Genomic DNA, 21,930 nt, shown 5'->3' with positions numbered 1-21,930 from the left:
CGCGCTCCACGCGGCATGAGCGGGTGTTGTTCGCAAGCACGTCAGACGGGGTCCTCGAACGAGTCTTCGCCCGGACGCCAGCACATCCACTGCCTGTCGGTGAAGCATTGCAGCGTCGCGATGTCGGGTTCCGTGAGCTCGGCGAGTGGCGGATGCAGTACGACACTGCCGTTGTCGAGCTCGATCCGCTGACCGATCCCGGTGACTTCGTCCGTGTGCACCACGGTTCCGGAGATCACGCGGGTCTTCGTGGCGGTGTCGGTACCGACACAAGTGGGCCCATCGTCACCGGCGCGTCGTGCCGCAGGCCGTCCCCGCCAGCCCACGACGCGCCGGTGACGATGTAGCCGTCACCGGCGCGGGTGTCGTTGCTGTCGTACAACGCGATCGCTGTTCTGCGATGTCCGGCGACTCGCTGCGAACGCGCTCACCTGCCTGACAAGGTGAAAGCCCTCAATCGGATCCCGGCAAGATGCCGAAACGTGGCTCGGGAACCCGTAATCGCGGGCAGACGCACGCCGCGGTGGAGCGATCAGCGGCATGAGCGGACGTTGCACATGCGCGTGAACGCTGGGTCCATCTGCGCGCGAGCAGCACGTCGATCCAGCTGTGACTGGCGACCGGCAGGCCGGTTGCGGCCGACGACAACCACAGGCTGCCGGCCCCGGTGTATCCCGGTTCCCGCGCCACTGGACGTTTCGGGGAGGGCCGAAACGTTTCAGCGAAGTTGACGTTGTTCGCGCACCGCTGGCAGTGTCGATCCCCGAGGGCGTCTTCGCACGGCTGGGGGTGAACGGCCGGAAACAGTCCGCTGACGATCGCTGTCGATGAGCTACTTCTCCTGCGTGGCCCGGCAGGTGGATTCCACACGGGCGCCCCGAAGTGCCCGAACCACGGCGAATCCCCCTCTGTCGTAGCCGAGATCGAGAGGAAGTGTTTTGAGGTTGAGAACCAGAGTCTTCGCGCTCATCACGCTCACACTGTCCGTGGTCCTGGTCGGCGCCACGCCGGCGCCCGCCTCCACCGCCCGGACCGTGGAGTACGCCGCGCCGGCCGGCAGCTACCTCCCGCCCTACGTCGCCGTCATCAAGCCGGTCACCGCGAAGCGGCTCGCCTCCAGCTGGCGCGAAGGCTGTCCCGTCGGGCCCGATCAACTGCGGCTGGTCAGCCTGAACTTCGTCGGCTTCGACGGTGCGGTGCACCGCGGCGAACTGGTCGTCAACGCCGATCTCGCCACCGAGGTCGCCCGCGTCTTCGCCGACCTGTACTTCGGCCGGTTCCCCATCCAGCGGATGGAGACCATCGAGAAGTACGACTCCGACGACGACGCGTCGATGGCGGCGAACAACACCTCCGCGTTCAACTGCCGGCCGATCACGGGCGGCACCGCCTGGTCCAACCACTCCTACGGGCGGGCCATCGACATCAACACCGTCCAGAACCCGTACATCTCCCGCAGCGGCGCGGTCTACCCGCCCAACGGCGCGACCTACGTCGACCGCACCCAGAACGTGCCCGGCATGATCCACGCGGGCGACGCCACCGAGCAGGCGTTCACCACGCGCGGCTGGACCTGGGGCGGCTTCTGGGACACGCCGATCGACTACCAGCACTTCGAGAAGCCCTGACACCAGCCCAAGGGCCGGTTCCAGGCGCCACGACGGCGTCCAGGACCGGCTCACGTGGTGTGGCGGCTCAGAACGTATCGGGTGTGCGTGGGTGCACGATCGACTCGACCCGGCATTCGATCATCGGCATGAGCGTGCTCGGCCAACGCGATAAGCGGCATGAGCGGACGTTCGTTCGCTGCGTCGCTGGTGTACGAAATGTGCTGGACAGATCCTTCTCTTACAGGGAGTCGGCGCCGAATATCACAAAGGGCCGACGGAACGGGTCCGGTGCAGTTGCCACGGCGAGGGCTTGGGCGGCTGTGGCTCCTGCTGCAAGAGCCCGGTGGTAGTCCAGCATCGTCCTGTGGGTGGCGGCATCGCCCACCTTTGTCACGGCCGCCGTGATCGTAGTCGTCCCCGCGGTGAGCAGGGCGGCGGCAAAGCCGAGGATCTCGTCGCCCGGTCCCACTCTGTGAAGGGCCAGTTGGCCTGCGGCGAGGACAACGTGTCGGGGTGGGTTGCGCAAGCGGGTGATGTGGTGGGCGAACAGCGGTCCGTCCGCCAGTTCTAGGCGGGAGAGCATCGGGGTGGCGGATTCGTGGTGACCGTGTGCTGCCACATGGGCCGTCTCGGAGTGTTCCAACGCGTGCAGGACGGCGTCGATCCGTGCTTCGTCCCCGCTCAGCACTAGGGCGCCGGGATACAGCGACGTGAGTCGTTTGGTCTCCGACTTTGTCCACGGCAAGCCGGGACCGCTCACCAGCACCACGCTCTCTCCCGCCGGCTGGCGGCCGCGGCGGGTGGCATTCAGCCAGGCGTTGGCTGAGGGCGCTACAGTCGTCGGCCGCCTCCTCAACGAGGGGAGACAGCCCCACGGCAAGGCGAACAGGGCACCGGTCGGCACCAGGACCAGGTTCAAGTCCTCGACGATGTCGAGCAGGGCGGTCATCAGGATGCGGTCGAGTCGCTCGGCTTGCTTTCTGGCTGAGCCGGAGATCACCTTCACGAGCGGTTCGGGGAGGTGATCCGGTGCCAGCGCGTTCATGTCCAGGTGCAGTTTCCACGTAATCTCTTGGACTTCCGACGTGGAGCCGAGCGCGACGAGTCGAGCCTCACCTCGTGCGACGAGCACCGCGTGCAGGTTGTTCGCGTGGACGAGGAATTCGACGAGCGCATGGTGGTCGCCGAGTGCCTCGACGATGTCGTCGAAGCGCGCCAGCGGTGCGGCGGTGCCCAGCGTTCGGGTGCGCCATCCAAGGCGTAGCGCTTTCCGTTCGAGTGCGCGCTGACGCGCCTCGGTGTCTCCTGTTGGCATGTCGTCTAGGCGCTCACGCAACAGGGTCCGGCTGACGCGGCGCAGGTCGTCGATGATGAGGTCGAGTTCCGGGTTGTCGACGGGCAGGAAGGTGTGCCGATTGGACTGTGCCCTCGTGCGTTCCGCCCACAGCAGCACGGCGGTGGCGTCGTGGTCGTGCTCGATTGCGATGCGCACCGCCAGTTCGCCGAGTTCCTGCGCGTGTACTGCGGCGTTGCGCACTTGGTCAAGCCCACCGAACTGGTCACGTGCCTTGTCGAGATCGGCAAGTCCGACGTCAGCCTCCCGCAGGGCGGCCGCGGGATCGCCCTTGGCCTCGGCGACCTCTGCGGCGGCCAGCCGTCGCAGCAAGTGGTGGTCGATGGGAGTGTTGTGGCGCGGCGGCGACAGCTGAGACATCCGGGCGGCGGCCGATGCGAGTCGTCTGCGGCGTAGTTCCAGGCGCACGGCCAGCAGGTCCGCCATGTCCGCATCGTCGAGCAGCCCGAAGTCCCGTAGCTGACGTGAGAGGGACAGCGCTTCGGCCAGGTGCGCTCCGCTCCTCGTACCGGCGGAGGTGGACGCGGCTGTGGTGACGCGAAGTTCCGTCAGTTTCGCGACCGCGTGCCACAGGTGGTCGCCCAGGTCGGCGAAGCGCCGCGCGGCAGACCGCACCAGGCGCCTCGCCCGCCAGTAGTCCCTTTGGAGCAGTGCACACTTGGAGCGCGCGTGCTCCGCTGAAGCGATCGCGTGCAACACGTCGGGGCGCCGTCCGGCCTTGCGGAGCTGTATCAGCAGCTCGTCGAGGTACTCCGCTGCCGCGTCCGCCATGCCGGCCGCGAGCATCGTCTCGACCTGGTCGAGCCAGATGGTGTCCAATGAGCTGGACTTGTCGCGGAAAGCCGTCTCCGTCGCGCGGTCGAAGCGCGCTAAGGCAGTGGAGAAGCTGCCGTCCTGGTGTGCGAGTAGTCCCAAGATCTGCTCGGCCACCGATATCTCCTCGGCGGCCACGACATCACTGCCGTCGATCGCGTCCACGATGGCCGCAAGGTTGCGATGCTGGTCGTTCAGCCATGTCCACGCCTTATCAGCGTCCGCGAACGACGGTGTCTCGATCACGTCTGTGAGGTTGAGCGACCACCGGCCGCGGCGCCGAGGGTCGCTGGCTTCGATCGCCCGACAACCGGCGACCAGGTAGTACCGGAAAAGGCGGCCGAGCGCCCCACTCTGCTCAGACGCGGTGGTCTGCGCGTCGTGCAAGCCTGCGGCGTAGGAGCGGACGAGGTCGTGTATGTGGATGCGTGTCTTGTCGAGGCGCTCGACAAGATGCGCCTGGAGCAACACCCGCACCGCTTTGCGCGCTACGGCCAGCTCCATCCCGGCTAACGCGGCCACTGCGAAGATATCCAGAGCATGTCCCGGTGCGACCCCGACTAGGCGGAACACCCGCGCCGCGTCATCAGGCAGCTGCCGATACGACCAGGAGAAGACGGCGCTCACCGCAGTCCGATCGTCCCCGCCGGCGTCGAGCAGCTCCAAACGGTCTTGCTGCACCCCGGCCAGCTCAGTCGCGAGATCGGCTAAGGTCTCCGTCTCGTAGCGGTTGACCATCTCGGCGGTCACCCGCACCGCCAACGGCAGCAGCCCGCTCCATTCGCACAGGAGCCTGGCTGCAGCTGGCTCGGCCATCGCCCGCTCGCCGACCAACACGCCGAACAACGCGACAGCCTCAGCGGGCGTCAACAGGTCCAGGTCCAACCGATGCGCCCCGTGTCGGGACACCAACCCAGCGAGGCTGTCACGGCTGGTCACCAGCACGAAGCTCGAACCGGTCCCCGGTAGTAGAAACCGCACCTGCTCGGGGCTGCGGGCGTTGTCGAGGACTACCAGCATCCGACGGTTCGCCAGCGCGGTGCGAAACCGTGCTGCCCGCTCGGACAGACCAGGAGGCAGCGGCTCGTCACCTCCCACCACCGTTCGCAACAGCGAGGCCAACGCGTCCTCGGCGGAGACCGGTTGTCCCACGTCGTAACCCTGCAGATCAAGGTAAAGGTCGCCGTCCGGGAATCGGTGGCGTACGCGATGCGCCCAATGCACGGCCAGCGCGGTCTTCCCGACTCCTGGCATCCCGGACACCGCCGAGATCACCACAGGGCCGGTGTCCGGAGCATTCCCTAGCAGGTTGTCCAGCGCTTCGATCTCGGTTTCACGCCCGGAGAACCCTAGGACGTCCGATGGCAACTGGCGAGGGGGCTGGACCGCCGGTCGCTGCGGCTGCGACACCCTGATCCTGATGTCTCCGTGAACGTCCCCGGCCTGCACCACCGCACCGACCACGTTAGTGGCCTCGTTGTCGGTCCGCCGCTTGCCCACCCGACAACCGTAGCGGTGCCGCGACATTGGCGGCCCACCTCACGACGCACCGCGCCATGGGTCCGCCCGGTCGGCGGCATGTGAATGCGTGGGTGGCGGCGAATTGTCGTATCGCCCGCAGGGCTGGGTCACCGGTCAGATCATCGGCTCATCCGCAACACACTTGATCTTGGCGTGGAGTCTGATCTACCGTCCACGTCGCGTTGATCGCGCACTGGGGCGTTGTGGTCGCTCGCCGCTGTACGAAGGTTGTTGTGCACAAGCTGGTGGTGCTGTATCCCGATCCCGACCACTTCCGCGACTACTACGTGAACAACCACCTTTCGCTGGTTACGCGCATGCCAGGCCTGCATGCGTGGCGCTACAGCTTCGAGGTGGCGGCGACGCAGGGACAGACGCCGTACTTCGCGGTTTTCGAGGCTGAGTTCGCTGACGCTGAGGCAATGACCGCGGCGAGGGAGTCTCCGCAGGGCCGGCAGGTGGCTGCCGATGTCGCCAACTACGCCATCGGTGGTGCGGTCGTCATCCACTATCCGGTACAGAACGGCACCCACTGAGCCTGATCCTGAGGCACCGCCGCATCCTCGCCGAGTCGGTCCCCGCACTCGCTTCGGCATGTGAGGACGCGCCTCGCGGCACGAGAGGACGTTTGGATCAGCGTCCGTCGCTCTGCGGAGCGGCGAGTTCACGGCTAGGCGGATGAGGCAGTCGGCTGGGTGCTGAAGACTACGGACCTCAACGCCTTTTGATTCATGTAGGCCGGGTGCCAGCCATGCGCCATGGCGACGGAGCAAGCTGACAACTTGACGCCTACCACCAACTCACCACGGCGTTGCGGTACTCGTCCGAAGCCAGCAGACCGGTGACCAGATCTTGATGGGCCAGTCCTCTTCGCACGCGGTCGGCCCAAGCCTGCCAGCTGGTCGGATCCGGGGTGCGCCGGAGGAACTGCACGTACTGCTCGTTCACCAGGCTGCGGGTGTACTCCTCCGAGTAGAGGAAACCCCACGCGACGTCGCGATGGGTGGCACCGCGCTTCATCTGATCAAGCCATCCGACGTAGCCAGCGGGATCGGGCTGCCGGTTGAGCAGTCGTCGATACAACGACTCGACGAAGCGTTCCGCGCTGGAATGCTTGCGCTGGTACTCCGGGCTGGCGAGGAACCCGATCATGACGGCTTGTCGGCTCGTGCCGCGGCGCAACAGGTCGGCCCAACCAGCCACCTCCTGGGGGCTTCCCGCTCGGTCGAGCAGTTTGAAGTACAACTGGCTAGCGATCCGCTCGGAATGCTCCTGTGAGTAGCAGAACCCGCGGACGACTGCGTCGATGGTGGCGCCGTTGAGTCGGTACTGCACCCAACCGTCGAGACCGGTGTCGTCGAACCGGCGGCTCAGGAGGTCTCGGTAGAGCGAGGCGATCCAGATGTGCTCGCGGTAGACCTGACGGATCCCGGCTCGGTCGTCGGCCGCGGGCACATTGGGCGTGGGGTAGAACGGGTTCATGGTCGAGTTGGGCACATCCGTGTGCCTCAGGCCGAGTGAGTGGCCGATCTCGTGGACCAGCACGGTGAGCAGATCGAACCCTGTGCCACCAACGCCGTCTTGCCATGTCTCGTCCTCATCGAGGTGGATGTCACCTGCGAGGTCGGCTGCGTTGGGCGGTGGGAAGAACGCGTGCGCCAACACCCGCCCGGGACCGTCGAAGGCAGGGTCGACGGTCAACGGGTGCGATTCGTTGTGAGCGCCGGCGGCGAAGCGAATGCGAATGTCGCCCTCTTGGTCAGCGCCGACCTCGACGAACAGGAGTGGCACAACGGCCGACCACCGGTCGAAGGCTTCCCGGACGATCTGACGTTGCCGGCCGTCGTCCAGGTCCGGCGAAGTGTTGTAGATCCTGTAGGTGATGATCGCTTGGGTCCACCGTGTACCGGATGTGTTGAACTCGTCGGAGTCGGCTGAGCCGGGTAAGGCGACTGGCACGCGGTCGGGGAAGCCGCAGCGTGGCCGGTCCATCGCCTCGAGCGTGACGTCGTCGAGTTCGCCCGTAACAGGCACTGCGGCCAGTTCCTGGAACTGTGCGACTGCCACCTGCAGGAGCTCGTTGCTCGCAGCAACGCCCTTCCCTGGCTCGGTGTCGGATGGCGCCACGTAGCCGTATTGCGTCAGGTAAGCGACTACTTGATCGCGATCTGTCATCTCAGTCTCCCTGTGTCAGTCTTTGATCAACCGTAGTGAACGCCTCGGTATTACTGTCGGCGCTACACTGATTTCCCTGAGTTGATATTCTTCGATGTTGGAATACTTCATCGTTGATGCAACCAGGTGGTTCATCATTTCCTTGACGAGGTTCGTGAGCAAATACGCACTAGTACGTACGGCGGCTGCCGTACCTTGTGTGGAGGCTGTGAACCGGCTTCATCGGGGGGAGGATGATGGCGCATGGAAGATCGCCTTGGGCGCTGGCTTGACATCGTTCGTGACTTGCTAGCGGAGCCAGTGACTGTGCTTCCGCATAGGGAGTTGTTGGACGGATTGGTAACCACCTTTGGGGCCAACGCAGGGTCGTGGATTCACCGGACGGCCGATGATCAAATTGACCACCACCTGTGGGAACTTGGAGCGAAGCCAGGGGACGATGCGATTGCCTGGATGCAGACACGCCTTCATCAGCACCCACTCATATGCTGGTTCGCAGCCACTGCCGATCCAGTTGCTCAGACCGTTTGTCGGGTGCCGAAGTCCCTGTGGGACCCGTGTTACGCGGCCTGGGGGGACATCATGCGGCCGCTCGAAGTTGAGCATCAGATGGCGATCCCGCTCACGCTGCACGGGCACTGCCACCGGGCATTTGTCCTGGTCACGTGCGGCACGGACTTCTCAGACGACGATCTGACGCTGGCGAGGCGACTCCAGGCCCTACTCATTGGCCTTGATCGACAAGCTCAAGCGTTGGAGCGGTGGATGCCGCGTGCACCCTCGCATGAGGCCAGTCTTACGAACCGCGAGGTGGCGGTGCTTGGGTTGGTGGCCGACGGCCTGACGGCACGGGCGATTGCCCGCAGGTTGCTGATCTCGCCGCGGACGGTGCAGAAGCATCTTGAGCACGTCTATGCAAAGCTGCGCGCCACGGACAAGGTCTCCGCCGTGCTCAAAGCCCAATCCCTTGGCTTGCTGGGCGGCCATGCGGGGAGGTTCGGGTCGGTCGCGGCTCGCTGATCACTTTGCTGGATGAGCCAGCTCGACGGTGTCAGATTGGAATTTAGGCTGCCATGCTGCATATATGGGCTCTTGGCCATGATCTTGCGGTGAGAACGTGGGGGAGGTGTTCTTCGTCGACAGCACTTTGGCGATGATCGCGACCGTGGTGGCGGAGCCGAGCTGGCGCAGGTCGGCGATCCACCTATTGACGTCGAGCGCCGTGCAGCTGCACGAGCACGAATCCGATCCTTTTGTCCGTCACTCATCCGGCCCAGTGCGGTGGGCCGTTGCGGTTTAGCGGGGGTACAAAGGAACGTTCTGTGCTTGGGAGGGGCACTTGTGATCGAATCTGCAGAGTTGATCGTGGCCGCGTTAACGGCTGGTGCGGCGGCTGGAATGACGGACACCGCGTCCAGTGCGGTCAAGGAGTCGTACCAGGGGCTGAAGTCGTTGGTAGGCAAGCTCTTGCGCAGGGGCGATGATGACGAGCAGTTGGCCGATCCGGGCGCGTATCGGGACGAACTGGTGGCGGCGTTGGTCGCCGCGGGAGTGGCGGAGCGGCCCGAAGTGCTGCGGAAGGCTCGCGAACTACGCGAGTTGGCCGAGCGAGGGCCCAAATACCAGGTGACGGTGACCGACAGCATCGGCGTGATCAATGGCGATCAGAACAAGGTGACTTTCCACATCAAGAAGTGACTGTTCGGGAGTGACCATGTTCCTGACACCTCGACAGGTGCCACCAGTGATCGGTACGCCCAGCGTCGAGAACAAGTCGGTAGTCAGTCCAGAGCAGCAGGCTAACGCCAGGCGCGACTTCGGCAACGCCGCACAGCAGGGATGGCTACCGGCCAAGCCGGAAGCCGAGCAGGACGGCGTGCCGCTGCTGTCCCACGTCGAAACGGATGCATCGGTTCTCTGCGTCGCGGGTGCGGGCACGTCGGCCGCCATCCTTGTTCGCATGGGGATGGCGACTGGTGAACGTGGTGTCACGTTCACCGACTCGCAGGCCGTGATTGTGGGCGACCATAACCGGCTCACCGTGATCGAGCACTTCCGGCCCGAACAGACTGTGGTCTCCGTGGCCGAGTTGGAGAAGGTCATCGCGGGCAGCTGGGCGTTGAGTTGGGCGGCCGAGCTGCAGATTGCTGATCAGGAAAGCTGGCTCGCGTACCTGTTGTTTGCTGTCTTCCTGCCTGACTGCGCGCACGTGGTAGCCAGGGAGTCCGGTACGGCCGTGCTGCCAGCGGGTTCCTCGTGCACCATCAGGAATTCGGCTGGTGTGGCCGTCGGCGATGACATCAGCGCGAAGTCGCACATCGAGCGCCACCTGGACGAGTTCCGGGCGCCTGCCGCGAGGTTGCTGCGGGACAAGGACTTCCGTGACGCCTTCTTCGCATTCCGAACCGGTGAGGGCGCTACCGAGCTGCAACGGGCCGCGCGCAACGCGCTTGGCAGCGTCGACGACCTGCCGGTCCCGCCGAGCGGCGCTCCGCCCACCGTGGCGTTGCGGCCGCGTGGCATCCATGTGCGGAACGCCGTCGGGGCCACCCTTGGCGTCGATTCGACGCTGAAGTCGAGTCTGCGCCTCTACTTCGGACAGATGCGTGTGGTGAATCACTAGACAGAAATCGGTGGCGCGTCGCGGGCGCCTACCTGGCGGCGGGTGATCTGGGCCGGGCGATCCCGCTGTACGAGGCCACCCTCGCGGACTGCGAGCGGCTGCTGGGACCTGACCATCCCACAACTAGGACCATCCGCTCGAACCTCGACGGTGCGCGATCGACTTGAAGCCGCCACCGTTCAGGCGCTACGGAACTGGCCGACGGTAGCTCCGAACGTCCGCACATCGGCATGGTCGGACGGTCGTCCAGCGGGTGCCTACTTCTGGTTGGTGAGTCGGAAGCGGGCGTCGCCGAGGTGCTCAAGGTTGAGGTGCGGGGGTGCCCCCTTCGGCCATGGCGCAAGCTGTTGTGCGACAAGCCAATGTCCTACGTCCGCACATCGCAATTCGATGCAGGTTCGCCAGAACGAGGCGGACAGGGCCACGTTGGTCATGCCGTAGGGGCCAAGGTCGATCTCGACGAATGTCCATTCGCGGCGGAAGTGCTGGTCTCGATCTGCGGCGGAGAGCCGCAGTCCGTAGCCCGCGCCGGAGAGCCGTGGCGATCCGTTGCTCCATCCTCGGACGATCATCCTCGGTCACTCCTTCCTACTTTGCCAGTGTGGCCGCCATCGTGGGCGCCTGCGATACGACGACCCGGTTCGTTGCAGGTGTGTTGTCAGGTGGCTGAGGCCATGTAGGCGGCGAGGATGTAGTTGGGGTGGCGGTCGAGGTTCTTGCGGGCGCGGTCGTATCGCATGGTGGTGCGTGGGTCGGCGTGCCGGGCGGCGATTTGGACGTCGCGGAGGTCGACTCCGGCGTCGAGCATGGTGGTGGCATAGGTGTGTCGTAGGAGGTGTGGATGCAGTGGAGGTAGCCGCACGATGGCGGCTTCGGCCAGCCGTCGTAGTCGGCGGGTTGCGCAGTGTCGATCCATCCGCCTGGCGCGCCGGTTGAGCAGGATCGGTCCCGCGGAACGGGTGTCAACGGCGTGGTCGATGGCTCGTCCGACCGCGGGCGGCAGGGGCACGAGGGTCTGCTTGCCGCCTTTGCCGTGTACGAGTAGCACGCGGTGGCCGTGTTCTTCGCCGAGATCGTCGGCATCGGCGTGGGTGGCTTCGGAGATGCGCAGGCCGAGCAGTCCGAGCATCGCGATCAGCGCGAAGTCGAACTGGTTGGTTGACTCGCGTGCGGCGGCGAGCAGGGCTTCGAACTGCAGGTGCGATAGCCCGAGCACGGGTGATTCGTTGGGCACTCGTGGTCGGCGGACGTAGTCGGCGGGTGAGTGCTCGAGCACTGTGTCGATCACGCAGGTCCGGTAGAACCCGGTCACGACGGCCATGCGGCGCGAGACCGTGGAGGGCTTGAACCGACGTACTTCCTGCATCCAGCGCACGTACAACTCGATCTGCGCCCGTTGGGCCGTGAGCGGAGGGAGATCACGCTCGGCGCACCAGGTGAAGAACAAACGCAGATCCGACTCCGAGTGCACTCGCGAGGCACCGGTGTAGCGGCCGAGGAAGGCGGAAGCCGCTAACCGCAACACAACATCAAGAGACGACGCATCCGGTTGAGTCATAGCTCGAGGACAGGCGAAGCCTCATGTGTCAGCTACTCGATCACACCCGCTGCGGCATGAGAGTGCATTCGTCGTGTCGTGGGATGCCGGCGTTGCTCGTACATCGCCTCCACCTTGCTGCGGCTGAATGGTCGACACGTACCGACAATGATGTGCGGGACACTTTCCGTGGTCGGGTGAACACGGAGAGGACATGAAGTTGCGCAGAAAAAGGAGCCCACTCCGCATCTCCGCCTTGTCGCTGGTATCTGCTTTGGTGGCCGCCGGAGCGCTGACAGGAGCCGCGACCTCGGCGTCGGCGCAGACGACCGCGGTGCGGATGGACTACACCTGCACGACTTCCCTCGGGCCGAGCGCCCAGATGACCGTGTGGGTAGTCGGCGGTCTGCCGGACGAAGGCGCGGGCCTGAACACCGTCGCCAGGCACGAACCCGCCTACATCGACGTGGACCTGGACCTGCGCGAGCTGCGCCCGGTCCTGACGATGGCCGGCGGGGTGCGCCTGGACACCGACAGCACCGCGACACTCGACGCGCACATCACCGGCCCGGACGGGACGCGGACCACCCAGGCCTCGTTCACCGTCGCGCCCACGTGGCTGACGACCACCCAGGGAACCGCGGTGCGGGCCGCGGGTTCCTTCCCGACGCAGTACCTGACCACACCGGGCTATTACGACCTGCACGTGGACGACCTGACGCTGACACTGCGCCCCGAGCGCGCCGACGGCACTCCTCTCGGCACGGTCACCGCGTCCTGCTCGCACGACCCGGCGCAGAACGACCTGCTGGGCACGGTGTGGTCGCAGTCCGCCATCTTCGAGCGGCCGCCGCGCCCCAGCGGGTTGCGGGTGGTCTCGACGACCCCGACGTCCGTGACGCTGGCCTGGGAAGCCTCCTCCTGGTGGAACCCGACCCAGGGCTACGAGGTGTACCTGGACGGCGGGCACACCGGCTTGGTCACCGAGAAGCAGGTCACGCTGACCGGGCTGGCCCCCGACAGGCAGCACCGGGCGAAGGTCGTCACCACGGACGTGCAGGGCATCCGCTCGACCATGAGCCAAGGCCTGATCTTCACCATCCCGCCGGCCTGACCCGCCGTTCGCAGGGAATTCGGCGCCGTGCCAGGACCAGGATCGAGCAGCGCCTGCGAAGGAGGGGTCCTCTGCCGCTCATCGGCATGAGCGCGTCGCAGCTCCGCACACGCTTCGCCGAAGGCGTCCGGTCTTGCTCTGGTCGGAGGCTTCTTCGTGGTGAGCAAGGTGAACGGTCAGGACTCTGGGATCGACTCGTCTGGCAGCAAGTGGAACCACGGAAGGGTTCCTGGTGGCGGAGGTGGTGGCCGAGGGCTTGGTGCGGGATGCGGCCGACCTGAGGTGCTGGAGCTCGGCTGAGGGGCTGCCCCACGGTGTCCTCCACTCCGCCCGGCCGGTCTCCGAGCTCATGCCCCGGTGGAGTCAACGGCTCGACCGAGCAGTCAGCTCCGCAGCCCCTCGATGCGGTGGAGTTGAGGGTGTTTGGCCGTGCGCTGGTCCCCGGAAGACTGGCCGCGCAGGCGCCTACCGAGCCAAGGGCCGAGAAAGGTAGCTGCCCAACGCAGTTCGGCGGTGGCGCGCCATTGCGTCGACAGCGGGATGGGCAACGGTGGCGGGGGCTCGTTCCAGGAATCGTTGCTGCCCGGCACCTGCAGGGCGTGCGCGACCGCGGCGGCGATCAGTTGGTGGCCCAAGGGGCTGCAGTGCAACCGATCCTCGCTCCAGAACCGGCGGTCGGCGACGGAGGGGTGCCGAGCGATCTCCGCGACAGCGACTCCGTGCCGGGCGGCCGCGGCGCGGATCCGATCGTTGATGTCGAGGATGCGGGAGCGAACCGGCCGGGCGAGGGGGATGATCCTGGTGAGGTCGGGAAAGGTCACGGTCGCCACGCGGGCTCCGGAGTCGGTGAGTGCGGCGAACATGGCTTCCAGGTGATCGACCACCGTGGCGGTTTCGACTCGAAGCCGGAGCAGATCGTTGACTCCTGCGACGACGGTGGCCACGTCGGGGCGCAGTGCGAGAGCCGGTCCCAGTTGCTCGGATCGGACTTCGCCCGCGCGGCGGCCACGGACGGCGAGGTTGGCGTACTGGAGATCGGGATTGTCGACGGCGAGGTGTTCGGCGAGCCGGTCGGCCCATCCCCGAAGGCCCACGACGTCGTCACCGTCACCGACGCCTTCCGTTTGGCTGTCGCCCAAGGCGACGTAGCGCAGGTACTTGCCGCTCCGAACGGGTTCCGGGACATCGTTCTCCTGCGGCCTCATCGGTTGGCCAGGGCCAAGCCGTCGATGACGACGACCAGGCCGGGGCGTGCCGCAGTGATGGTTTCCGCGGTGCCGTGGAACCGGATGGCGAGATCGCTGTCCCGCACCGCGGTGCGGACCTGTTCAGTGACTGGCACGTCGTCCTCCTAGTCAGAATGATGACTAATCATAACCATGGGTATCATGAGCTTGCCCCTGTCGACGATGAGGAGATGCGCCGATGAGCCTGCGGCATGCCGTGCTCGCGGCGTTGTTGTCCGGCGAGTACAGCGGCTACCAGTTGACCAAGGCGTTCGACGTGGGTGTCGCCAATTTCTGGTACGCCCGACCGCAACAGCTCTACCTGGAGCTGTCCAAGCTCGAGAGCGACGGGTTGATCAGCGGCCGAGAGGTGGTCCAGCAAACCCGTCCCAACAAGCGGCTGTTCATGGTCACCGACGCCGGCCTCGCCGAACTGGCGCGCTTCGCCGCCTCCGTGAGCAAGCCGTCGTTCATCCGTGACGACCTGCTGGTCAAGGTCCAAGCCGTCGACCACGTCGACGTGGCACCGGTGATCGCGCAACTGGATCAACGAGCCGCGGCAGCCGCGGCCAAGGTAGAGATCCTCGACAAGATCCTGCGGCGTTTCCGCGGGGATCTCGACGAGGAGACCTACCTGCGCCACGGGTCTCCGATCGGGCCCTACTTGACGTGCTTGCGCGGTCGGCTGTTCGAGCAGGAACACCACGACTGGTCCGTGCGGGCGGCCGCACTCCTGCGTGATCGGGCAACCCGGAACGGTGATCCGCCGCCTGTCTCGGGTCAATCCCGGTAGCGCGGCCGACCAGCACAGCTTTGTAGTGGACGCGCTGGAACTCTCCTGGTGATGAGGCGGCGCCGGTCATGTGATCGATGAGTTTCGGGCCTGTTGACGGTCTGCACTTCCGACCGCGTCTGCCGGATGTACGGAGGAAACCAGTGATCGATCTGAAGCCGGCCTGCCATCGGATGGTCGAGGTGTTGCACCGCGTGACCGATGATCAGCTCACAAGTTCCAGCCCGTGCGCCGAATACACCGTTGCCGATCTCATCGACCACGTCGACCTGGTGTCTCGGGGCTCGGCCGCGCTGGCACGCCGGGATTCCGGCGAACTGCCGGACACCGAGGACGCACACTCCAGCCCTGGCTGGCGCGACAGCGTCGCTCAACACGTGCTCGCGCTGGGTGAGGCGTGGGACGAGCCAGCGGCCTGGCAGGGCAGCACCGACGTGGCAGGGCTGGAGCTGCCCAACGAGGTGTGGGGCAAAATCGCGCTCACCGAGCTGGTCGTGCACGGCTGGGACATCGCCAAAGCCACTGGCCAGCCCTTCGACCTGCCCGAGCACACGGTGCGCGCCTGCTTCGACCACGTGGCCGAGTTCGTCCCGGCTGCCCCGATACCGGCCCTGTGGGGTGCCCCGGTGACCGTTGCGCCAGACGCCACGTTGCTCGACCAGATCGTGGCGATCACCGGCCGTGTTCCGTAACGCACACACGACGGGCCGGGCAACCTCCTGGTGCGCACGCACATCGGCATGAGCGGATGTTCATCGACCCTGCGCCGTCCCGCCGCGGCGTACCTGCCTGACCAGTGCCTTCAACTGGCCTTCGGGTGTACCCGATCTTCGGGAGAGTGGGAGTCGGTCTGCCTATGATTCGTGACCGGCGCAGGTTCGAGGGGGCGGCAAGGACATGGATGCGGTCGCGGTGTTGGCGGAAACGGTCGCGATGTGCCGGGCACGAGCGGCCGATGACCCGGTCCACCTGCCCGATCTCGCCATGGCGTTGCACAGTCTGGGTATCGCCTACCACCAGGGCGGTAGACACGTGGACGCGGTGGAGCAGACCGAGCAGGCGCTTGCGACGTGGCGTCGGCTGCCTGCGGACAACGCCGGACACCGGTTGAACCTGGCAAGCACGCTGAGCGATCTCGGCGCCATCCACGGCTTGGCCGGGCGATACGCGGACGCGATCGACCCAACCGAGGAAGCCGTCGCCCTGTGCCGGAACCTGGCGGCGGAGAACCCGGTGTTCACGGCGGACCTCGCGGGTGCCCTGGCGAACCTGGGCGGCCTGTACCGCAGTGTCGGTCAGCGGGACAAAGCGGTGGTCGTCGCGGAGGAGGTCGTCGCGCTCTACCGGGCCTTGAGCGCGCAGGATCCCGTCCAGCTGCCCAACCTCGCGACGGCGTTGAACAACCTGGGCATCGACTACGGCGATGTCGCTCGACACACGGACGCCATCGGCCCTGCGGAGGAGGCCGTCCAACTGCGCCGGACGCAGGCTGCCCAGAACGCCGACTACCTGCCCGACCTCGCGGACGCGTTGACCAACCTGGCCAACCGCTGCCAAGGCGTCGGTCGGCGCGCGGATGCCCTTGCCGCCGCGGAGGAATCCGTCACGATCTACCGGCGACTCGCCAAGCGGAATCCCGTTCACCTCGGCAATTTCGGCATCGCGCTGTCGAACCTCGGCAATGCCTGCGGAGCGGTCGGCCGACGTGTGGAGGCGGTCGCCATGAACGAGGAAGCGGCCAAGATCTTCCGCCCCCTGGCCGCGGGCAACTCCGCCCACCTGCCCGACCTCGGGATGGCCTTGAACAACCTCGGCCTCCACCTCGGCGAGACGGGGCGACATGCCGACGCGGCCGGTCTCCTCGAGGAAGCCGCGACGATCTACCGGCGGCTGGCCGCCGACAATCCCGCGTACCAGCAGAACCTGACCGCTGCCCTGGCCAGCCTGGCCCGCAGTCAGCAGAGCGGCGATGTTCAGCCAGCCAAGAAGCGCTTCTGGCGTCGAGGGTAGGCGGCCTGGCCGGCGTGGTCACTGCACGTCGGCCGGCACACGACCAGAGCAAAGCGCGCATGCCGTTCGTATCTCCCGACCAATCTCGCGGCAGGTCATGCGGTCTCGTGCTCTTCGAGCATCGCCGTCACCTCAGACGTGGGGCGAACATCGCCGAACGTCCGATAAATGGTGTACAGCGTGGCGTTGTGGTCTTCGTCGCGTCGTGCGGCGTTGGCGTCGGCGATCATGATCACACGCAGGCCCAGGGTGCTCGCATCACGAGCCGACGACTCGCAGCACACGTTGGTGACCGTTCCTGTGATCAGGACGGTGTCGATTCCCCGACGCTCCAACAACTCCGGCAGCGCGCAACGGCCAGGGAAGAAGGCGCTGGACGCGGACTTCTCGACCAGGACATCGTCGTCGTGGACCGTGAAGTCCCGCCAAAGACGGTCCGTCAACGGACCCGTGCCGCCAGAGGTGCGGAACACCTCAGCCACTTCCGGACCGAAGAACTCCTCGGCTGCAGCGTTCTGTTCCGTCACCGCCGGCAGGACCCACGCCACCGTGCCGCCGGCCGCCCGAAGGGTCTGCGCGAGGCGGCTGATGTTGGGCACGATGCCCCGGCAGTACGGGTTGTCGGCCACGAAGAACGGCACCATGTCGATGACCACCAGTGCGGTCCGGGCCGGTACGAGGCGGGTGAACGCGAAACGCCTGCCGCGACGGGCTTCGTGCCGGGCGTATTCACGGGCTTCGATCCGCCATGCGTGCAGCTTCTCTTCTGCGGCCGGTGACACGCTTCCCCGCTTCCCCGCTTCCCCGCTTCCCCGCTTCCCCGCTTCCCCGCTTCCCCGCTTCCCCGCTTCCCCGCTTCCCGGCAGACAGCCGTGATGGGTCGTCTGTCTGTTTGAGACACAGCGCGCGACGGCCTGGACAAGGCCGTCGCGCGCTGTGTCGATGTCCGTCTCAGCCGCTGACCGACGCCGAGAAGTTGTCGACCGCCAAACCGACACCACCGTTCCACGGCTCGAACCCGGCCTGGATGCTGGTCAGGTACCAGGAGTTGGTGATCGCACCACGGGCGCGCACGTCGTTGATGAAGTCGAGCACGCTGAACGACCACGAGTTGATCGGGGACGGCGCGACGTAGGAGATCACGTTGTTGCCGCCGTTGTTGCCGCGCCACACCTGCCAGCTACGCCCGCCGATGTTCGTCGTGCCCACGGCGCTGCCGATGGGCTGGATCGAACCCTGGCGGTTGAACCAGATCATGATCTCCATCTGGTTCACGCCGTTGGTCTTCGGGGTGGGGTCGAGCCAGATGTCGTAGGAGGCGTTGTAGGTGCCGCCGGTGTAGCGGTAGTTGATGGACGACGTGGCGCTGCGGATCCGGCTGACCTGCATCGGCAGTGTGGAGCCGGGGGAGCAGTTGGTGTAGTGGCAGCCGAGGAACGCCGACGGGTACGACACCGGTGCCCCGTTCGTCGGGGACGAGCCCTGCTGACGGGTGATCTGGAAGCCGGATGACGTGACGTTGATGCACTGCTGGGCCGAGGTGCCCCACCGGTTGTTCTGCACCACGTAACGGCCCTGGATGGTGGTTGAGCCGTACTGGTCGCAGATGGTCACATCGGCGTGAGCGGGGCCGGCGGTCGCGACGAAAGTGCTCGCGACCAACAAGCCGGCAGCAGCCACTGCACGGATGGTCCTTCGCATGATGACTCCAATGACAGGGGTCTGGGAGCGCTCCCAAGATACCGGGATGTCAACCAGCGCGCAGATCGTCGAATGGACGCGGATGTGTTCCTGCGAAACAGAAGTAGCTGTTCACAAGAGGCTTTGCCGGTTGCCGCGACCTCAGCCGGGCTGTCGAAGACCGCGTCGATTCGACAAATGGTGCTCGAAGCAGGCAGCGCCACTCATCGGGAGGGGAGTGGCGCTGTGGACTCACGGACGACGAGCCTGCACGGCTGGCGGATCACGCCGGAACGCGTTTGCCCGTCCAGTACGGCGAACAGGTGGGTGGCCGCCGTCGTGGCCAGCTGCTCCAGGTCGAGGTCCACAGTGGTCAGTGGGAGGCGGCAGTCCGCGGCGAAGATCTCCCAGTTGTCGTAGCCGTACAGCGGTGCGCCGCCCGCGAGGGTGAGGCCGTGTTCGGTCAGCACGTCGGTGAGCCCGGTGACCCTGTCGCGTGCGGCCCGGTAGGACTCGGGTCCGGTGATGTGGGCGATGTGCTTGCGCCGCAACGACACCAGGTGTGCGGCGGCCAGCCGTGCGGCACCGGGATGTCACGGGTGAGCGAGGGGCAACACCGCCAATGCGACCGAGATGCAGGCACTGGCCGACCGCATCCGCAACGGCGTGATCACCGCACTGTGGAACCCCGCCCGGCCTGACGTCGGCGACCCCCGACCTGGCGCAGGGCGCGGGCGTGACCGCGTCGTACACGGCCTCGGGCACCTCGACCGGCGCGACGGTGGACTGCCTCCCGATCAACGACCCGGTCTGGGGAAGTTCCGGCTCGTCCGGCGGCACGGATTCCTACGAGCCCGACCTCCGGCAGTCCCGCACGGTCGACGAGGTGCGGCTGTACTTCCGCGACGACCGCGCGGGCAACCGCTACCGGGCCCCCACCTCGTGCAACGTCCAGTACTGGAACGGCGGCGCGTGGGGCGACGCCGCCGCCCAGTCGAGATCGCCCGGCACCCCGAAGGCCAACTACAACGTCGTCCGCTTCACCCTGGTGGGCGCGCAGCGGATACGGGTGCAGACGACCTACGCCTCGGGTTTCAAGACGGCGCTGACCGAGGTGAAGGACTACAACCGTGGCGGTGGAACAGATCCAGGCCTGGGGCCGAACCTCGCGTTGGCCGCGATCCCGTCGGCGTCCTGCACCTCGGCGTGGGAGAGCGTGACCGCGTGGAACGACGGGATCGATCCGCCCTCGTTCAACGGCACGGTCGACCCGCGGTGGGGAACGTGGCCCGACACGGGGGAGCAGTGGGGTGAGCTGACCTGGGCGACGGCGCGGACCGTGAGATCCGCACAGGTCTCCTTCTTCGACGACAACGGGGGAGTGCGCCTGCCGGCGTCGTGGAAGCTCCAGTACCGGACCGGCTCCGCCTACGCGGACGTGCCGGGAGCGAGCGGCTACCCGGCCACGATCGACCAGCGCAACCAGGTCACCTTCTCCGCGGTGAGCACCACCCGGCTGCGGGCCGTGCTGCAGAGCGGCGCGAACTCGGTCGGCGTGCTGGAGGTGAAGGCCTCCGGCTGACCGGTGTCGGCGGTCGCTGGGCGGGTGATGCGGTTAGGGTGGTCCCAACTGCTCGGAGGTTGCCCGTGGATGGCGATGTGTTGCGACCGGGTGATGTGCTGGCGGCGGCCGAGAGCGCACCGCCGGTGGAGTCGGTCGAGGTCGTCGCGCGGGACCTGGCGAAGCGGTTCGAGGCCGTCGACGTGTCGTTCCTGTTGATCGACGTCGGTGATGAGCGGCTGGTGCGGCTGGCTTCGACCACCCGGGGTCTTCCCGGTGGCCGCGCGGAGAGCGTCGATCTGCGGGACAGCGTCCACGAAGAGGTGCTGCGCACCCAGCAGCCGTGGCAGGGGCCGGACGGCGCCGGGGTGCGGGTGGTGCTGCCGGTGACCAATCGCGGCGACTGCGTCGGGGTGCTGGAGGTGACGGTGCCCATGCTCGACGAGGAGGTGCTGTCGCAGCTGGGGGAGGCCGCGCACGCGTTGGCCTACGTCATCGTGACCGACCGCCGCTTCACCGATCTCTACCACTCCGGCAGGCGCACGACGCCGATGAGCCTGGCGGCGGAGATCCAGCACCAGCTGCTGCCCACGGCGTCCTGCTGCGAGGCAGCCCAGTTCACCGTGGCGGGCGCTCTGGTGCCCGCACACGACATCGGTGGCGACACCTACGACTACGCCCTGGACCGCGACGTCCTGCACCTGTCGATGACCGATGCCGTCGGTCACGACGTGGGCTCGGCGATGACGGCGACCCTCCTGGTCGGCGCGCTGCGCAGGGCCCGCCGGGCGGGCGACGACCTGGTGAAGCAGGCGCAGCAGGCCAACCACGCCCTGCTGAACCACCGCCCGGGAGCACTGGCGACCGGGCTGCTGGTGCGCGTGGACCTGCGCGACGGAGCAGTCGAACTGGTCAACGCCGGCCACCCGGCACCACTGCTGCTGCGCGACGGCGTGGTGACCGAGCTCGAACTGAAAGTCGACCTGCTCTTCGGCGTCCAACCGCACCACTACCGCGTGCAACGGCTGAACCTGCGCCCCGGAGACCGGCTGATGCTGCTCACCGACGGCATGTTCGAACGCGACGCCGAAGCCGTCGACCTCCCCGCGCTGCTCCGCAACACCGAAGCACTGCACCCCAGGGAGGTGGTGCGGGCGGCGACCAGGGCTGTGAGGCGCGAGTACCGCGATCACCTCCAGGACGACGCCACCGTGCTCTGCCTGGACTGGCACGGAATCGGCCGCACCGAACGCCAGGCGGACAACGGCGCCGACACGGACTTCGCGTCACCCTCGCGCTCGACCTCCTGACCGCGTACGCGGTCCCGTCGCTGATCTCAGGGCTTCGGACCGCTCCCGCCCATGCCCAGGATCAGCGCGACCGCGTCCTCCGAGCACGCCCCCGGCGTCAGGACCTCCTGCAGCAGCAGGCCGCGGATCGCGGCGACGGCGACGGTTGCCCTGGTCAGCGCCCTCCCGGAGTCGAGCCCTTCGCGCTCCGCGAGCGAGGCCAGCATCCTGGTGAGGTCGTCCAGCGACGAGATGAACTCGCGGAAGTCGTCCGGGCTGTACGCGGCCAGCCCCACGACGTGGAAGAACCCGCGGACGCGCGACAGCTGCTCCGGGCGGGTGTAGGCCCGCCAGATCGCCAGGACGAGGTCGTCGAACGTGCCCTCCCCGGCGTCGCGGAACAGCGCCTCGTTGTCGCGGGCCCGCTGTGCCGCGAGCACGGCCGCCAGGACGCCCGTGAGCGACCCGAAGTGGTACCGCAGGAGCGCGTGGCTGGTGTCGGTCCGGGCCGCGATCTCGCGGAGTGACGTCTCCGGAGGCGGGAGGCCGTCGTCGAAGACGTCGAGAAGACGCGCCAGGAGCCGCTCGCGTGCATCGCCGCCGCGTGCCGTGCTTGACATGACC

23 protein-coding genes are annotated in these 21,930 nt (G+C 66.8%); 12 read left to right on the top strand and 11 right to left on the bottom strand.

Translation table 11 applies throughout. The features are described from left to right. Positions 1 to 41: 41 nt before the first annotated feature. Positions 42 to 239 (bottom strand): hypothetical protein, encoded by a 198-nt coding sequence (locus DFR72_RS01100; protein ID WP_090064454.1) that lies wholly within the window; start codon positions 237 to 239, stop codon positions 42 to 44. A 699-nt stretch (positions 240 to 938) separates the two neighbouring features. On the opposite strand from DFR72_RS01100, the gene DFR72_RS01095 reads away from it, so the two are divergent. After that, positions 939 to 1,628, top strand: a complete 690-nt coding sequence (locus DFR72_RS01095) for a M15 family metallopeptidase (RefSeq protein ID WP_090064455.1) — start codon at positions 939 to 941, stop codon at positions 1,626 to 1,628. Between the two features lie 220 nt (positions 1,629 to 1,848). Here DFR72_RS01095 and DFR72_RS01090 read toward each other — a convergent pair whose 3' ends face one another. Continuing rightward, positions 1,849 to 5,277, bottom strand: a complete 3,429-nt coding sequence (locus tag DFR72_RS01090; RefSeq protein WP_170176078.1) for a CHAT domain-containing protein — start codon at positions 5,275 to 5,277, stop codon at positions 1,849 to 1,851. A 254-nt stretch (positions 5,278 to 5,531) separates the two neighbouring features. Between DFR72_RS01090 and DFR72_RS01085 the strand changes: the two genes are divergently transcribed. Then, the gene (locus DFR72_RS01085) at positions 5,532 to 5,834 is read left to right on the top strand and encodes an EthD family reductase (RefSeq protein WP_090064457.1); all 303 of its coding nucleotides are present in this window, start codon (positions 5,532 to 5,534) and stop codon (positions 5,832 to 5,834) included. Between the two features lie 253 nt (positions 5,835 to 6,087). Here DFR72_RS01085 and DFR72_RS01080 read toward each other — a convergent pair whose 3' ends face one another. Next, a complete protein-coding gene (locus DFR72_RS01080; protein ID WP_090064458.1) occupies positions 6,088 to 7,473 on the bottom strand; it encodes a matrixin family metalloprotease in 1,386 nt (461 codons plus the stop codon). A 534-nt stretch (positions 7,474 to 8,007) separates the two neighbouring features. Here DFR72_RS01080 and DFR72_RS01075 point away from each other — a divergent pair. The 4 genes from DFR72_RS01075 (at position 8,008) to DFR72_RS47410 (ending at position 10,263) form a co-directional block, all read left to right on the top strand. Then, complete coding sequence (locus DFR72_RS01075; protein WP_245982398.1) at positions 8,008 to 8,493, top strand: response regulator transcription factor; 486 nt, start codon at positions 8,008 to 8,010, stop codon at positions 8,491 to 8,493. Positions 8,494 to 8,814: 321 nt separating this feature from the next. Next, positions 8,815 to 9,171, top strand: a complete 357-nt coding sequence (locus DFR72_RS01065) for a hypothetical protein (RefSeq protein ID WP_245982396.1) — start codon at positions 8,815 to 8,817, stop codon at positions 9,169 to 9,171. A 10-nt stretch (positions 9,172 to 9,181) separates the two neighbouring features. Beyond that, positions 9,182 to 10,096, top strand: a complete 915-nt coding sequence (locus tag DFR72_RS01060) for a hypothetical protein (RefSeq protein WP_143086671.1) — start codon at positions 9,182 to 9,184, stop codon at positions 10,094 to 10,096. 32 nt (positions 10,097 to 10,128) lie between these two features. Further along, on the top strand, positions 10,129 to 10,263 hold the full coding sequence (locus DFR72_RS47410; RefSeq protein ID WP_114773616.1) for a tetratricopeptide repeat protein: 135 nt from the start codon (positions 10,129 to 10,131) through the stop codon (positions 10,261 to 10,263). Positions 10,264 to 10,353: 90 nt separating this feature from the next. Here DFR72_RS47410 and DFR72_RS44830 read toward each other — a convergent pair whose 3' ends face one another. Together DFR72_RS44830 and DFR72_RS01050 are read right to left on the bottom strand one after the other, a co-directional pair. Beyond that, on the bottom strand, positions 10,354 to 10,668 hold the full coding sequence (locus DFR72_RS44830) for a hypothetical protein (protein WP_143086672.1): 315 nt from the start codon (positions 10,666 to 10,668) through the stop codon (positions 10,354 to 10,356). An 86-nt stretch (positions 10,669 to 10,754) separates the two neighbouring features. Continuing rightward, positions 10,755 to 11,543: a tyrosine-type recombinase/integrase gene (locus DFR72_RS01050; protein ID WP_245982393.1), complete on the bottom strand. Its 789-nt coding sequence runs from the start codon at positions 11,541 to 11,543 to the stop codon at positions 10,755 to 10,757. A gap of 304 nt (positions 11,544 to 11,847) precedes the next feature. Here DFR72_RS01050 and DFR72_RS01045 point away from each other — a divergent pair, with 304 nt between their 5' ends. Further along, positions 11,848 to 12,747 carry a fibronectin type III domain-containing protein gene (locus tag DFR72_RS01045; protein ID WP_114773573.1) on the top strand — a complete coding sequence of 300 codons (900 nt, stop codon included), beginning with the start codon at positions 11,848 to 11,850 and terminating at the stop codon, positions 12,745 to 12,747. 383 nt (positions 12,748 to 13,130) lie between these two features. Here DFR72_RS01045 and DFR72_RS01040 read toward each other — a convergent pair whose 3' ends face one another. Both DFR72_RS01040 and DFR72_RS45260 read right to left on the bottom strand, forming a co-directional pair. Next, positions 13,131 to 13,952, bottom strand: coding sequence for an SGNH/GDSL hydrolase family protein (locus DFR72_RS01040; protein WP_090064464.1), 822 nt, complete (start codon positions 13,950 to 13,952; stop codon positions 13,131 to 13,133). Then, positions 13,949 to 14,089: a hypothetical protein gene (locus DFR72_RS45260; RefSeq protein ID WP_170176077.1), complete on the bottom strand. Its 141-nt coding sequence runs from the start codon at positions 14,087 to 14,089 to the stop codon at positions 13,949 to 13,951. Before DFR72_RS45260 ends, DFR72_RS01040 begins: the two co-directional genes overlap by 4 nt. Before the next feature lie 83 nt (positions 14,090 to 14,172). Between DFR72_RS45260 and DFR72_RS01035 the strand changes: the two genes are divergently transcribed. The 3 genes from DFR72_RS01035 to DFR72_RS01025 all read left to right on the top strand — a co-directional run bounded on the left by DFR72_RS01035 (position 14,173) and on the right by DFR72_RS01025 (position 16,776). Further along, complete coding sequence (locus DFR72_RS01035) at positions 14,173 to 14,766, top strand: PadR family transcriptional regulator (RefSeq protein WP_090064465.1); 594 nt, start codon at positions 14,173 to 14,175, stop codon at positions 14,764 to 14,766. 143 nt (positions 14,767 to 14,909) lie between these two features. Then, the gene (locus tag DFR72_RS01030; protein WP_090064466.1) at positions 14,910 to 15,458 is read left to right on the top strand and encodes a TIGR03086 family metal-binding protein; all 549 of its coding nucleotides are present in this window, start codon (positions 14,910 to 14,912) and stop codon (positions 15,456 to 15,458) included. A 205-nt stretch (positions 15,459 to 15,663) separates the two neighbouring features. Next, the gene (locus tag DFR72_RS01025; protein ID WP_090064467.1) at positions 15,664 to 16,776 is read left to right on the top strand and encodes a tetratricopeptide repeat protein; all 1,113 of its coding nucleotides are present in this window, start codon (positions 15,664 to 15,666) and stop codon (positions 16,774 to 16,776) included. A gap of 95 nt (positions 16,777 to 16,871) precedes the next feature. Here the strand turns inward: DFR72_RS01025 and DFR72_RS01020 are convergent, their stop codons facing one another. From DFR72_RS01020 to DFR72_RS01010, 3 genes are all read right to left on the bottom strand, one after another. Then, complete coding sequence (locus DFR72_RS01020; RefSeq protein ID WP_090064468.1) at positions 16,872 to 17,558, bottom strand: cysteine hydrolase family protein; 687 nt, start codon at positions 17,556 to 17,558, stop codon at positions 16,872 to 16,874. A gap of 169 nt (positions 17,559 to 17,727) precedes the next feature. Beyond that, on the bottom strand, positions 17,728 to 18,456 hold the full coding sequence (locus DFR72_RS01015; RefSeq protein ID WP_245982392.1) for a GH12 family glycosyl hydrolase domain-containing protein: 729 nt from the start codon (positions 18,454 to 18,456) through the stop codon (positions 17,728 to 17,730). A gap of 224 nt (positions 18,457 to 18,680) precedes the next feature. Beyond that, positions 18,681 to 19,013 (bottom strand): substrate-binding domain-containing protein, encoded by a 333-nt coding sequence (locus DFR72_RS01010; protein ID WP_245982391.1) that lies wholly within the window; start codon positions 19,011 to 19,013, stop codon positions 18,681 to 18,683. Positions 19,014 to 19,192: 179 nt separating this feature from the next. Here DFR72_RS01010 and DFR72_RS01005 point away from each other — a divergent pair, with 179 nt between their 5' ends. Together DFR72_RS01005 and DFR72_RS01000 are read left to right on the top strand one after the other, a co-directional pair. Continuing rightward, positions 19,193 to 20,038: a galactose-binding domain-containing protein gene (locus tag DFR72_RS01005; RefSeq protein ID WP_090072749.1), complete on the top strand. Its 846-nt coding sequence runs from the start codon at positions 19,193 to 19,195 to the stop codon at positions 20,036 to 20,038. A 65-nt stretch (positions 20,039 to 20,103) separates the two neighbouring features. Beyond that, a complete protein-coding gene (locus DFR72_RS01000) occupies positions 20,104 to 21,327 on the top strand; it encodes a PP2C family protein-serine/threonine phosphatase (RefSeq protein ID WP_090072752.1) in 1,224 nt (407 codons plus the stop codon). 26 nt (positions 21,328 to 21,353) lie between these two features. Here the strand turns inward: DFR72_RS01000 and DFR72_RS00995 are convergent, their stop codons facing one another. Further along, complete coding sequence (locus DFR72_RS00995; RefSeq protein ID WP_245982390.1) at positions 21,354 to 21,926, bottom strand: TetR/AcrR family transcriptional regulator; 573 nt, start codon at positions 21,924 to 21,926, stop codon at positions 21,354 to 21,356. Positions 21,927 to 21,930: the final 4 nt, after the last annotated feature.

Source organism: Lentzea flaviverrucosa (genome assembly GCF_003350445.1).
Taxonomy (GTDB): Bacteria; Actinomycetota; Actinomycetes; order Mycobacteriales; family Pseudonocardiaceae; genus Lentzea; species Lentzea californiensis.
This window is presented reverse-complemented; position numbering and strand designations above follow the sequence as displayed.

What these genes read in the sequence shown, in the direction of transcription:
- DFR72_RS01080 (WP_090064458.1), bottom strand. Translation starts at nt 7,473, where the DNA reads ATGACAGATCGCGATCAAGTAGTCGCTTACCTGACGCAATACGGCTAC.
- DFR72_RS44830 (WP_143086672.1), bottom strand. Translation starts at nt 10,668, where the DNA reads ATGATCGTCCGAGGATGGAGCAACGGATCGCCACGGCTCTCCGGCGCG.
- DFR72_RS01045 (WP_114773573.1), top strand. Translation starts at nt 11,848, where the DNA reads ATGAAGTTGCGCAGAAAAAGGAGCCCACTCCGCATCTCCGCCTTGTCG.
- DFR72_RS01040 (WP_090064464.1), bottom strand. Translation starts at nt 13,952, where the DNA reads ATGAGGCCGCAGGAGAACGATGTCCCGGAACCCGTTCGGAGCGGCAAG.
- DFR72_RS01035 (WP_090064465.1), top strand. Translation starts at nt 14,173, where the DNA reads ATGAGCCTGCGGCATGCCGTGCTCGCGGCGTTGTTGTCCGGCGAGTAC.
- DFR72_RS01025 (WP_090064467.1), top strand. Translation starts at nt 15,664, where the DNA reads ATGGATGCGGTCGCGGTGTTGGCGGAAACGGTCGCGATGTGCCGGGCA.
- DFR72_RS00995 (WP_245982390.1), bottom strand. Translation starts at nt 21,926, where the DNA reads ATGTCAAGCACGGCACGCGGCGGCGATGCACGCGAGCGGCTCCTGGCG.